At 55.2% G+C, this 12,473-nt stretch carries 15 protein-coding genes; 4 read left to right on the top strand and 11 right to left on the bottom strand.

Annotated elements, in window-relative coordinates:
* The 4 genes from METFOR_RS12365 to mch all read left to right on the top strand — a co-directional run bounded on the left by METFOR_RS12365 (position 1) and on the right by mch (position 4,850).
* The gene (locus METFOR_RS12365) at positions 1-1,152 is read left to right on the top strand and encodes a cofactor-independent phosphoglycerate mutase (RefSeq protein WP_015286491.1); all 1,152 of its coding nucleotides are present in this window, start codon (positions 1-3) and stop codon (positions 1,150-1,152) included.
* Between the two features lie 303 nt (positions 1,153-1,455).
* Positions 1,456-2,553 carry a cobalamin B12-binding domain-containing protein gene (locus METFOR_RS12360; RefSeq protein WP_015286490.1) on the top strand — a complete coding sequence of 366 codons (1,098 nt, stop codon included), beginning with the start codon at positions 1,456-1,458 and terminating at the stop codon, positions 2,551-2,553.
* Between the two features lie 128 nt (positions 2,554-2,681).
* Entirely contained in the window at positions 2,682-3,806 is a 1,125-nt protein-coding gene (locus METFOR_RS12355; RefSeq protein WP_015286489.1) for an ORC1-type DNA replication protein, read from the top strand.
* A gap of 99 nt (positions 3,807-3,905) precedes the next feature.
* Positions 3,906-4,850: a methenyltetrahydromethanopterin cyclohydrolase gene (mch, locus tag METFOR_RS12350; RefSeq protein WP_015286488.1), complete on the top strand. Its 945-nt coding sequence runs from the start codon at positions 3,906-3,908 to the stop codon at positions 4,848-4,850.
* 154 nt (positions 4,851-5,004) lie between these two features.
* On the opposite strand, the gene METFOR_RS12345 is transcribed toward mch, so the two are convergent.
* From METFOR_RS12345 to rpl7ae, 11 genes are all read right to left on the bottom strand, one after another.
* Positions 5,005-5,967, bottom strand: coding sequence for a helix-turn-helix transcriptional regulator (locus METFOR_RS12345; protein WP_015286487.1), 963 nt, complete (start codon positions 5,965-5,967; stop codon positions 5,005-5,007).
* A gap of 93 nt (positions 5,968-6,060) precedes the next feature.
* The gene (locus METFOR_RS12340) at positions 6,061-7,020 is read right to left on the bottom strand and encodes a DUF5667 domain-containing protein (protein ID WP_015286486.1); all 960 of its coding nucleotides are present in this window, start codon (positions 7,018-7,020) and stop codon (positions 6,061-6,063) included.
* A gap of 389 nt (positions 7,021-7,409) precedes the next feature.
* Positions 7,410-7,910 carry a DUF350 domain-containing protein gene (locus METFOR_RS12335; protein WP_015286485.1) on the bottom strand — a complete coding sequence of 167 codons (501 nt, stop codon included), beginning with the start codon at positions 7,908-7,910 and terminating at the stop codon, positions 7,410-7,412.
* Positions 7,911-8,018: 108 nt separating this feature from the next.
* On the bottom strand, positions 8,019-8,585 hold the full coding sequence (locus METFOR_RS12330) for a DUF5803 family protein (RefSeq protein WP_015286484.1): 567 nt from the start codon (positions 8,583-8,585) through the stop codon (positions 8,019-8,021).
* Positions 8,586-8,593: 8 nt separating this feature from the next.
* Complete coding sequence (gene thrC, locus METFOR_RS12325; RefSeq protein WP_015286483.1) at positions 8,594-9,799, bottom strand: threonine synthase; 1,206 nt, start codon at positions 9,797-9,799, stop codon at positions 8,594-8,596.
* Positions 9,800-9,883: 84 nt separating this feature from the next.
* Complete coding sequence (locus METFOR_RS12320; RefSeq protein WP_015286482.1) at positions 9,884-10,693, bottom strand: nitrilase-related carbon-nitrogen hydrolase; 810 nt, start codon at positions 10,691-10,693, stop codon at positions 9,884-9,886.
* A gap of 12 nt (positions 10,694-10,705) precedes the next feature.
* Positions 10,706-10,906, bottom strand: coding sequence for a hypothetical protein (locus tag METFOR_RS12315; protein WP_015286481.1), 201 nt, complete (start codon positions 10,904-10,906; stop codon positions 10,706-10,708).
* A gap of 209 nt (positions 10,907-11,115) precedes the next feature.
* Positions 11,116-11,571, bottom strand: a complete 456-nt coding sequence (ndk, locus tag METFOR_RS12310) for a nucleoside-diphosphate kinase (RefSeq protein WP_015286480.1) — start codon at positions 11,569-11,571, stop codon at positions 11,116-11,118.
* 5 nt (positions 11,572-11,576) lie between these two features.
* Positions 11,577-11,768 (bottom strand): 50S ribosomal protein L24e, encoded by a 192-nt coding sequence (locus METFOR_RS12305; RefSeq protein WP_015286479.1) that lies wholly within the window; start codon positions 11,766-11,768, stop codon positions 11,577-11,579.
* A gap of 3 nt (positions 11,769-11,771) precedes the next feature.
* On the bottom strand, positions 11,772-11,981 hold the full coding sequence (locus METFOR_RS12300) for a 30S ribosomal protein S28e (protein WP_015286478.1): 210 nt from the start codon (positions 11,979-11,981) through the stop codon (positions 11,772-11,774).
* 10 nt (positions 11,982-11,991) lie between these two features.
* Positions 11,992-12,360 (bottom strand): 50S ribosomal protein L7Ae, encoded by a 369-nt coding sequence (gene rpl7ae / locus METFOR_RS12295; RefSeq protein WP_015286477.1) that lies wholly within the window; start codon positions 12,358-12,360, stop codon positions 11,992-11,994.
* Positions 12,361-12,473 lie beyond the last annotated feature (113 nt).

The raw sequence follows: 12,473 nt of genomic DNA, 5'->3' as shown, positions 1-12,473 counted from the left end.
ATGAAGTATATCGTTGTGCTGGGGGATGGCATGGCCGACGAGCCGGTTGCGAAGCTTGGCAATAAGACCCCTCTGGAGTACGCAAAGACCCCGAACATGGACCGGATGGCCCGTGAAGGCGCCTGCGGGATGCTCCATACGATCCCGTACGGCTTTGAGGCCGGCAGCGACATTGCCAACATGGCCGTGCTCGGGTATGCGCCTGAAAATTACTATACCGGCCGCGGCCCGCTCGAAGCACTGAGCATGGGTGTTGAGCTTGCACCGGAGGATGTTGCGTACCGGTGCAACCTCGTGACCGTGGAGCAGGAGACGATGGCTGATTTCTCGGCAGGCCACATCTCAAGCAGCGAGGGAAAAGACCTCTTTGCAGCGCTCGGGCCGGAGATCCCCGGGGTCATGGTCCGGGCCGGTGTTAGTTACCGGAACCTTCTGGTAGTCTCTGGTGGGAACGGATCGACAACAACGCCCCCGCACGATATCGTGGGACAGGGCATCGGACCCTATCTGCCGAAGGGAAAGGACGCGGAGCTTCTCCTGCAGTGTATGGAGAAGAGCCGTGCAGTGTTTGCCGATCATCCGGTGAACCAGGCACGTAGTGCTGCGGGCAAACGCCCGGCAACCCAGATCTGGCCATGGAGCGGCGGTCACAAACCGGCCTTCCCCCCGTTCGAGAAGAAATACGGGATGAAGGGCGGGATCATCTCGGCAGTCGACCTCCTCAATGGCATTGGCCGATGTGCCGGCATGGAGATTATCACGGTACCGGGCGCAACCGGGTATCTCGATACCGATTATGCAGCAAAGGCCCGGTACGCACTGGATGCTATCCAGCGACTTGACTTTGTCTATATCCACATCGAGGCTCCGGACGAAGCGGGGCACCTGGGGAGCATTGAAGAGAAGGTGAAGGCGATCGAGAAGGTCGATGAAGTCGTGGGAACGATCCTGGACGGGTTTGATGGCGTTGTCGCTGTACTGCCCGATCACCCGACGCCGATCCGGGCAAAGACGCATACAAGGGATCCGGTACCGTTCGTTGTCCGGGGCAAAGGAACCGACACAACGACAGAATATTCAGAAAAGGCTGCACGTTCAGGAGGTCTCGGGATGAAAAACGCAGTCGACTTCCTCGACTTCCTGTTTTCCTGAAGCAGTGCGGCATCAGCACCCGTGCATCATCATGGATCAGTGGGGGTAACTTTCATCATCTGCCGCAAAGTAGCACTATTTTTCTCTATGATTGTTTATCAATTCGTCCCTTCCCCGGTTACCAGCATACGAATCCGGATTTTCAAAGGAGAACGAGGAGCCGGAATCTGCCCTCCCTCACACGTACTTCTGGCTGGTATACAGGTTCCGGTCTTTATGATACAGCCATTTCAGCCAAACAATAATAATGTTACAGGTAGCCGGTGAGATCTGGTTATATCAGGGAAAGAGGGACCTGGAGACATGAGTTCCGGAGGAGATTGCCTGTACCGGCCTGTATCGCTGGACGAAGAAAATCTTGCGGCAAAGGGGTTCAGTCGTTATAGTGAACGGTATCCTGAATTATTTTTAAAATCCAGCGATTACGAAAAATCCCTGCTCGATGAACATTTCCGGTCGTATGCAAGGCACCTGCAGGAATCGCTCGCGGTCGATGATGATGCATTCTTCCTTGACTATATCCGCTGGGCCCGGATATTCCGTGAATCGCTTCATTTACCTCCCAGGATCCTTGAAAGAAGCCTTGTTGCGTTCAGCGATGTCCTGCACCAGGAACTACCGGAAGAACAGGGTTCGAAGGCACAGGAGTACATCACGAGAGCCCGCGCCCTCCTCTCTGCCCCCCCGCGGGAAGATCTCTCCTTCATCAGGGATGACAATCCTCTTGGAGCCCAGGCCCGCGCATATCTTTCTGCTCTGGTTGCCGCAAACCGGGAGGATGCCCGGGTCCTCCTCATGGGGATGCTCGATCGGGGTGTTCCTGTCCGCGACCTTTACCGGCATATATTCCAGCCGGTATTGCAGGAGACCGGAAGGCTCTGGCAGATCCACCAGGTCAGTGTGGCGGAGGAACATTATATCACCGATACGACCCGGCTGTTCATTGCACTTCTCTATACCCGGATGAGGGAAGAGAGCAGGAAACAGGCAAGGAAAGGCAGGCGCCTCGTTGCATCGTCCGTCTCCGGCGAATTCCACGATATCGGTATCCGGATGGTTGCAGATTTCTTTGAGATGGACGGGTGGGACACGCTGTATACCGGTGCAAACACCCCCGCGCCCTCGGTTGTTGCGATGATACGGGACCATCATGCGGATGCAATCGCCATTTCAGCCACACTACCCGTCCATGTTTCCCGGGTGTACGAACTGGTCCGGGCAATCAGGGCAGATCCTGGTACTGCGCGAACACCTGTCATCGCAGGCGGGTACCCTTTCAGTCTCGTGCCTAACCTCTGGAAGTGTATTGGAGCTGATGCGGGAGCTGCAAGTGCTGATGAGGCAGTCGGAAAGGCAAACCAGCTTGTCTCTTTGAAATGGGATCCCGGCCGCCCGCCATGAACCGGCCGGGACCCGGATGCGGGAGATGCAGTATGTCCATGATCGAGACAGTCCATTCACGAAACTTTTGTTTTTGCCAGGGACAATAATCAATGCAGTTAATACCGATTGCGTAGAGGTGTAGAGAGATGAAGAAGAACCTGCTGATGTGGGACGAGACGCTGTTCCGGGACCCCGAGGTGCTGGAGATCGATTATGTTCCCGAGCAGTTCGAGTTCCGCGACGACCAGATGCGCGAGCTGGCGTTCCAGATCAAGCCCGGCCTCCGTGGTGGCAGGCCGATGAACAGCGTCTGCAAGGGTCTTCCCGGTACCGGGAAGACCACGAGTATAAGGAAGCTCTTCCAGGAGATCGAGGAGACGACAAAGAAACTGGTGCCGGTCTACATCAACTGCCAGATCGACAATACCAAGTTCGCCATCATCTCCCAGATCTACAAAAAACTCATCGGCCACCTCCCCCCTTCTTCCGGCACCTCGTTCAAGCAGGTCTTCGATGCTGTGGCCCGCCATATCGCAAAAGAAGAGATCGTCCTGCTGGTTGCTCTCGACGATGCAAACTACCTCCTGTACGAGAACGAGATCAACAAGGTTCTCTACACCCTGCTCCGCTCGCACGAGACCTATGAAGGGACCCGCATCGGTGTCATTGTCATCATCAGCGACATGGATGTGGACCTCAGTCGTGCTGTGGATGCCCGGGTTGCCTCGGTATTCCGGCCCACGGAGATCTACTTCGCTCCCTACGGTGATGCCGAAGTGCGGGAGATCATGAAGGCCCGCGTGATGCAGGGCCTCTTCTCGGGCGTCCTTTCCGAGGAACTGCTGGACCTTGTCGTCAGCCAGACCTTGAAGAGCGGTGACCTGCGAGTCGGTATCGACCTCCTCAAGCGTGCAACGCTCTCGGCAGAACGAGCGGCGCGGCGGAGCATCGAGCGGGACGATATCTGCGGTGCGTACGAGATATCCAAGTATCTTCACCTTGCCTTTACGACGAAGACGCTCAAGGGTGAAGAGCGGGAGATCCTGAAACTGATCGCGGAGCGGAGCAACAAGGAGCATGAGATGAATGCCGGGGATGTGTATAAATCCTTCAAGGAGAACGTTCCCATCGGCTATACGCGGTTCTACGAGGTTGTTAAGAAACTGGATGCAATGCGGCTTATCAACCTCCAGTACCGCGAGGGGAAGGGCAGGACCCGGATCATCACGCTCCGGTACGACCCGGCGAAGGTCATCGAATACCTCTCCTGAACCTCACGGTCCCACATTTTCTGCCGTCACGGTGTAAGATTTGAAAAATATTATCTATTTCCAGACCATTGGTAGTATGTACTACAGGGGTTTTCTCTTATGCTGAGTGTTAACGAACTGGCACTGGAAATTTTTGACAATCTGGCAGATCTGGCCGAAGAATTCAACTGCGCCTACCATGAACTTGATAACGGCGCCCGCATCGTCGACTGCGGGGTAAGTGTCCGCGGCGGCTATGCGGCAGGGCGGGCCTTCACCGAGATCTGCATGGGCGGTCTTGGCGAGGTCAACTTCCGCAACGGCGAGATCAAGGGTATCCCGATGCCCTTCATCGATGTGAATACCGACTTCCCGTCTATCTCCTGCCTTGGCGCACAGAAGGCAGGCTGGACTGTCAAGGTCGGCAACTACTTTGCGATGGGCAGCGGCCCGGCCCGGGCGCTCTCCCTCAAGCCGAAGCACACTTTCGAGGTCATCGAGTACGAGGACGACTATGACTGTGCCGTCATCTGCCTTGAGAGCGACCACCTCCCGAACGCTGAGGTCATGAACAAGATCGCCGAGGAGTGCCATGTTGACGTCGCAAACGTCTGCGCTGTTGTCGCACCGACTGCCTCGATGGTCGGATCGATCCAGGTCGCCGGCCGGTGTGTCGAGACCGCAATCTACAAGCTCAACGAGCTCGGGTTCGACACTAGGAAAGTCATTGCAGCAATGGGAACCGCGCCTGTCCCGCCGGTCCGCGGTGCAAAACTCGCCATGGGCGTGACAAACGATGCAACCATTTACCACGGCAGGATATCCCTGACCATGAATGCCCCCGAGATCAAGGACTATCTCGACAAGATCCCCAGCAACAAGTCCAAGGGCTACGGGAAGCCTTTCAATGACATCTTCAAGGAAGCCGGCTATGACTTCTACAAGATCGATACGTCGCTCTTCTCACCGGCTGAGGTCACCATCAATGAGCTTTCCTCGGGTGCTGTCTACCATGTCGGTGCAGTCAACCCGGACGTTGTCATAAAGTCATTCGGGTACGAGTAATTTCACTATACTTTTTTCTCATCAATTTCCGTTACTGCAGGCCTTTCTCATCCTACTTCCCGTTGCCGGGACGGTTTGTGCTCTCCCGCAGGTCGGGAGATCAGTACAAAAAATGAGATGGTGTTTGTATCGCATAAGACCGGGAATGAAAGGTTCATTCCCTGTCTTTTACCAGCCGGATCAGGTTCTCCCTGCCCTTCCTCACCTTCTGGATAATCCCTCTCTGGTGAAGGTCGTTGAGCGTCGTACTTACCGTCGATTTCGGGAGTCCCAAAACTTTGACAATCTCTGACTGGAACACCTCCCCGTTGTGTGATATGAGCAGCTGGAGGATCTTCTCCTCAAGTGTCTCAAGGTCGACTTTTGAAAGGGATATTGGCGGCTCTTCCGCATCATCCGCCTCTGGAAACTCCTCTTCAGGACGGCTCCCTGCATTCCTCCTGCGGTAAAGAATGATTGCGGTCATGATAATGATCACAAGGACCGCTATCCCTCCCATCACCGGGAGGAACGGAAGGGAGGAATCGTTCAGCACAATGGAAGGCTGCCCGGGCCCGAAGGAACGCAGGCCATACCATGTAAGTGCGTCGCTGGTACGGTCCGGTACTGGACTGACGGATGCCACGGTGTAACCCTCGGGATACCTGATGATCAGGGTATTGTCCCGTGCAAGGTACATTCCCCCGACAAAGGCATCACCGACAACAATTCCGTCGTCAATCTGCGCAAAATGCGTCCATTCGAACGTATATGTGACAACGCCGAACCTGCCGGTCGGGGACGTCTGGACAAGGGCATTGCCGGTGAAACCGGTAACCGTCATGTCCCGGGAAGTGCCAAGAGCTGCCTGCTCAGCGGATCGCTGCATCAGGTCGCGGAGTTCCGGCAGGTAGACCGTATTTATCCCCCGCGAGTAGTTCTCAAAACCTGCCAGGTCTTCTTCGGAAAGAAGCGGGGTACGGTACTCGATCTGCCAGTGTGCAGAACCGTCCTTTGTGATAGAAATAGTATAGGTCGTGGAATAGCCCGTATCGGATGCTGCCTGTACTGACGGCAGGATGCAGAGCAGAAGGAGTGCTCCGGTAACGAGCATCCTTGCCGGGAACGGTCTATTCATGGTGCACCTTTCTGTTGATAGGTATCATGGCTGGAATAAAAATATAACCGGGGGTATCTCTCCGGAATTCATTCAGCAGACAGGACCTGGTTATTACCTGCCGGCAGGCCGGGTATTTCCATTACCATTGCCGTTGGCATTCTTGTTGATGGTTTCCACCGGCTTGGGATTATTGTTGTTGGTCCTGGTGTTCTGGGTCTGATCGGGAGTTATTTGCTGGTTATCTCCCGCAGCGTCTTTGTGGTTCCCGGTATTTGTCTGCTGCCCGTTCTGTCCCTGCTGCTCCCTCCCTGTGGCGCTATCCGCCTGCCGGCGATTCAGGTCTCCGGGTGACTGGTTTATCCCCAGCTCATTCCGGTCCTTATTCTGCGTGGTATTTCCCGTGAATTTGTTCCTGTCTTTCAACGCGTTTTCATCCGCGGGCCCGGGTGTCTGGGGTGTCTGGTTATCCTGAAGGTCCGGGCGTAACGACAGGTTCTGCCTTGCCTGTTGCTGAACTGTCCTGATATTCTGTATCTTGTTTTCGAACTTTTGTTCGAGCCGGACACTATTGTTGTAAGCACGCTCGAGGCCGGTATTATTCGGGTGGCTCTGGATGAGATCTCCCAGGACCCGCTGGTGCTTGGCAATCATCTCCCGTGCATGCAGGAGTCCCGTCTCATCGATCTCCGGTACAGGGCCTGTGCCATTGACCGGCACGGGTTCCAGGATGTCGGCGGTCTGGTTGATTTTCAACCGGTAGTGTTCCAGGGCAATGTCGGCAGTATCTGTTTTGTTCTCTGAGAGTTCACGTTTCAGTTCGGCAAGCCGGAGATCCGCGTGCCGGATCTGTTTTTGCAGTCTCTCGCTCTGGTTAACGGTGAATGATTCATCGAGATCTTCAAATGCAAGTTTCAGTCCGTACAACGAATTACCGGGGCCGATAACACCGTTATAGGGCTGGATGGTATCCGCCTGCCCGGCTTCGGCAGGTGCTGCAGCTGCCACTCCCGCACAGCCCGCGAGGGCGAGCAGTGTAAGGCAGAGTATGAATCCATATCGTGTTCTCATCATTGATTCTCCATTGGTATTCTCATGGTTCGGCTCTGTGTGCCGCAATGAGATATGGGAAATTCCCTGCAATAAGGGCCGCGAGCGTTCAGGTACATTCAGGTTGTCCCCAACAGTATCTTCTGCAATGAAACCGTTCAGGAATGTTCGTTTAGTCATTACGGGGATAAAATGAACGATTTTCAATTCATGGATTTACAGGGATATTTTACCGTGCCAGCAGATCCTGATCCCTGCAGAGCGCGGAAAAATCCACGCTCTCTGAAAGGCTGTGGATATCGATGGTAAGTGGCAGACAATTGTCAGGCAGAATACCTGCTCCTGCCGCAGACCATGGGATTAGCATCCGCTGGTAAGAATAAACACTATCCTGAATATGAAGAAAAAAGGTTTCAGATAAGGGCAGCAGTGATGCCGATGACACCGGACTGGATGATCCAAGCAACGGCGATGATCACACCGCCCATCTCGAGTGCAACTGCGACATTGCCTTTCTTGAGTTCTTCGAATTCCTCAACGCCCGAGGTGAGCTTGTCAAGGATGTTCAGGGCAAGGTAGATTGCACCGACTGCAAGGACGATACCAGCGATGAGCTGGAAGAATGCAAGGCCAATCGTAATCATTCCATCGGCTGAGAAGAGGCCGGCTGCAAGTGCCTTGCTGATGCCGGCGGAGAGGCCACTGACCCCGGACTCGACAACCATAGCGATGGCAACGAAGACTGCTGCAACAATGATACCTACGGCAACATTGCCCTTGGCAAGTTCCTTCTCTTCATCCATTCCCTTGCTGATCTTGCCCAGCACCGAAAAACCGATGTAGAGCGCTACCACGGCAAAGACGATAGCAACGACCAGCTGAACGATTCCAACGATTGCATTTTCAAGAAGCATACATTAACCTCTTTTTCTCTATTTCATTACGCATCGGGCTGTATATACGTTTCTTTTCACGTTGTCGTGCCATGAAAACACCAGAGACAAAAAAGAATTGTGGCGGGATTATTCTCCCCTCTTCGTCGAGAGAAGATAGGGGACGACAACGAGGATGAGGGCAAGGATTGCCATGAACTGGAAGAAGAACCAGAGCATGTTTTCGTGCCATTGGTCATAGAACCGGACATTGAACGCAGTGGTCTTATCCCACCGGACAGAAGTGGCGTTGTCAGCATGATGTGTCACATTTGCACCCTGGCTTATCCCGGCAAGGAGCGGGTTTTGCACGGAAAATTCCCCGGGGATTGTCACTGCAACTGAATAAGGACGGATGAATTGTCCCTGGAGGTTATTGTTGGAGAGCGGGGCGAGATAAGAGACGGTATAATTTCCCTTGTCGAACGTGATGACAGAAGGGGCGCCCCAGGGGCGGCTCCAGGTAAAATTACAGGGAGAGCAGGTGCCATTGAGCGTCACATTCCCCACCTGCAGCGGGACTTTCTCTCCCATAAAGCCGACATCAGCAAATTCATAGCGTGAGGCATCCGCTATTTCAATGGTGGCTTGGTACGCCGTGCCATTTGGCAGGACGACATACTCAGCCGAGAGCGCTCCCGCCGCAGGTATTCCCACAAGGGCAATTACAAGTGCAGCGCAGAGAGCAGCGAGGGCAGGTTTGCATCGATCTCTGTCGGGGGTTCGCATTGTTTGATCACCGTGTCCGGGTCTTTCAAGAGGTGGCCGGTGACAACGCAGACGATCCGCTCGTCCCGGTCAATCATACCCATCTCTGCCAGCTTCCTGATACCGGCAACCGACGCAGCCGATGCCGGCTCGACACCGATGCCCTCCTTGCGGGCGAGGTCGCGCTGCATCCGCAGGATTTCTTCGTCCGTAACGGATTCGGCAAGGCCCCCGGTCTTGCGGATGGCTGTGAGGGCTTTCTCGGCATTGACCGGTGCACCGATCCGGATTGCGGTTGCGACGGTCTCGGGCTGCATTTCGGGAACGACTTCAGGGAGGTTCTCGCGGACTGCACGGACCACCGGGCTCGAACCTGCTGCCTGGATCCCGGTCATCATCGGAAGCCTGTCGATGAACCCGAGTTCCTGGAGTTCCAGGAGCCCCTTGTATACCGCGGATATGTTGCCGGCATTTCCTACTGGGAGAACGAACCGGTCCGGGACACCGCCAAGCTGGTCGACTGCCTCGAATCCGATCGTCTTCTGGCCTTCAAGCCGGTAGGGGTTGATGGAGTTCAGCAGGTACAGCCCGTGGGAAAGGCAGAGATCGTGGACCATCTCGAGGGCCCGGTCAAAGTTCCCGCGTATGGATATGACCTTTGCGCCATGCATCAGTGCCTGGGCCACCTTGCCGACGGCCACCTTGCCGGCAGGGAGGAGGACAACGGCGGGGATCCCGGCCTTCGCTGCGTACACCGCGAGACTGGCGGAGGTGTTGCCGGTGCTTGCGCAGGCAACGCTCTTCTTTCCCAGCTGGAGCGCCATCGAAACCCCCACGGTCATGCCCCGGTCCTTGAAGGAACCGGAGGGGTTCATCCCCTCGTGTTTTGCATAGAGATGAGGGATCCCCATTTCCTCACCCAGTCTCTTGAGGTGGTACATCTGTGTCCCCCCTTCCTGGAGGGTCACCGGCTCCCCGTGCACCGGCAGGAGTTCCTTATAACGCCAGACACCGAGAGGCCGCTTGTCCCAGACCGCCTTGTTGATATTCAATGAATCGAGCGGGTATTTTACCGCAAGAAGGTGGCCGCATTTTGTACAATTATAGAGGATCTCGTCAGCGGGATAGGTGGCTCCACAGTTGACGCACACGAGATGGTACATGGTATAGTGTTGGTTACGTGATCACATATAGGCGTGCGGTTATGGAAAGAAAATCCTTAACGGGCAGTGGGTTAATTGTCCCTGTTATTTCCTGCCGTACAAAACAGGATAGAGCTCGCTTTTGCAGTCCTTTGCAACCGGGAAGGCGGTGCGGACGGATGTAACAAGTGCAGGGTCGAGATCGCAGAAGAGCAGCTGTTCTGCCTCGTTTGCCTGTGCTATGATCGTTCCGTTCGGGTCGACAGTCATGGAACCGCCGGAATAGGAATCAACCGGAGTCGTTCCGGTGGTATTGATGCCGGTCACATACATCTGGTTCTCGCAGGCACGTGCGGTAACGAAGAGTTCCCAGTGTTTCCTGCGGCTGGCCGGCCATGCTGACGGGACAAACATGGCCTGGACGCCGTGCCGGGCATAGATGCGGAAGAGTTCCGGGAACCTGAGGTCATAACAGATGGCAAGGCCGCAGGTAAGTTGCCCCAGCCGGAAAATACCCAGATCAGATCCCGGAGAGAACTGCCGGTCTTCACCCCCGGGGCTGAACAGATGGATCTTTGAATACGTTGCAAGAATCTCCCTGTTGTCCCCGATGACCAGTGCGGTGTTCTTTGGGTGCCCTGCACTCTTTTGCCGGAGTGAGCCAAGAATCGCGATCCTGTTCTCTTGTGCCATTACCCGCAGGGCTGATACGATCGTGCTGTTCAGCTCTTCAGTATGGTTCGTGGAACCGGGGTCCCAGCCGGTTGCAAACTGCTCCGGAAAACAGATCAGGCGGGCACCGGATGCCGCTGCATGGTGAACGAGCGGCCGGATCTTCTCCAGTGTCGCTGCTGGATTGTCCCAGATGCCGGCGATCTGGGCGCTGCATATCCGGACCGGTTGCTGCTCATCCATGCAAGGCCTCGCTCAGATGGGAGGGGGACTCCTTGGAACCTTGTAGATGATGAGAACAGCGCTCATGACGATGAGGACAGTCGTTGTAATGAGCAGGAATGATGCCATCGGGATATTCATACCGATCAGCAGTGCAGCGATGATAATCCCGGCAACCGTGATGCTGCTGCCAATCAGCACATGCCCGACCGATGCAATGTCCCAGTCACTCATTTTCTCTTCCCCGTTTGTTTCATGATATAATCTGAATCAGGCATCATATAACCTGTGGTACACGGGCAGAAATGAGTGGTTTAAAAAACCCGGCAGTTCATCACGGTGATCTCCAGCCACGTATGCTTTTACCGGATCGGCAATCATAAGGCGCGGACCCTGCCGTGGTCCTGCAAATCCGGGTTCTGAATAAACGGAACAAAAAAGGATCAGTATTCGTACAACACGGACTCGTCTATCCGCTTGTAGTCGAATACTTCAGTGGTTTTGAAATGGATCCCGATCTCGCGGGCCGCACTCTCCGGTGAATCGGCGGCATGGATAACATTCCTGCCGATGTCGATACCGAAGTCGCCGCGGATTGTTCCCGGCGCGGCTTCCTGGGGGTTAGTGGAGCCGACCACCTTTCTGACGATCGCTGCCACATTCCTCCCCTCCCACACCATGAGGAAGACCGGGCCGCTCATGATATATTCCTTCATCGAAGGGAAGAAGGGTTTTGAAAGGTGTTCCTTGTAATGTTCTGTCACCCGCTGCTCCGGTAACTTCTCGAAGCGGGCTGCCACGAGCTTGAGGCCTTTTGCCTCGAGCCGGGAGACGATCTCGCCCACGAGGCCGCGCTGGACCCCGTCGGGCTTGACCATCACAAAGGTGCGATCCGGCATGGGGATCACTCCTTGCCGAGTGCTTTCCTGCCGGCGTTTGTCCACTGGACACGGCGCGGGACCCGGCCGAGCTTGTGGTTGTTCTGGCACTTGGTGCTGCAGAAGTAAAAGATGGTACCGTCCCTCTTCACAAACATCTTGCCGGTACCGGGCTCGAGCTGGCTGCCGCAGAAACTGCAGACATGCTGTTCTACCATCGTTTACCGCCTCGAGAGTTTCTTTGCTTCGCGCTCGGTCTCAAGGAGCATGATGATGTCTCCTTCACGGATCGGGCCCACGGTGTTGCGGGTGATGATCCGTCCCTTGTTGTTGCCGTCGAGGATACGGCACTTGACCTGCATTGCCTCACCGTGCATGCCGGTTGAGCCAACGACCTCGATTACTTCTGCCGGCGTTGCATCGTCTGCCATGGTAAGAACCTCACGCCTTCAGCGCGGCAAGCTGCTTGGCAAGGTCGTCGATCGTCTCTTTTGCTTTCCCGGGCTTGACGATTGCTGCCGCGGCAGAGCCTACGTCAAGGCCGCTTGCAGCGCCGATGTCGTTCTGCTTGTTGATGAAGATATAAGGGACCTTCTTCTCGTCGCAGAGCGGTCCAAGGTGCATAACGATCTCTTCAGGCTCTACATCGGCACCGATGACCACGAGGGCGGCGATACCGCGTTCGATGGCTTTTGTTGCCTCGTTGGATCCCTTCTTGATCTTTCCGGTGTCTCTTGCAACTTCAAGGGCTTCGAGCGCCTTGTTCTGGAGCTCCTCGGGAGCTTCTGTCTTAACGTAACCTTTTGCCATAACTCACCTCATTCAGGAGTGTATGCTCCTTCATTACTCATCAGTAAGCAATGATGTAGCCATATCAGTTCGACAGGAACGGAAATAAAGGTTTGTGCCACGACGGGTAATGT

The organism is Methanoregula formicica SMSP (genome assembly GCF_000327485.1).
GTDB classification, from domain to species: domain Archaea; phylum Halobacteriota; class Methanomicrobia; order Methanomicrobiales; family Methanospirillaceae; genus Methanoregula; species Methanoregula formicica.
The sequence above is the reverse complement of the archived record's forward strand: the minus strand, read 5'-3'. Positions and strand labels throughout refer to the sequence as shown.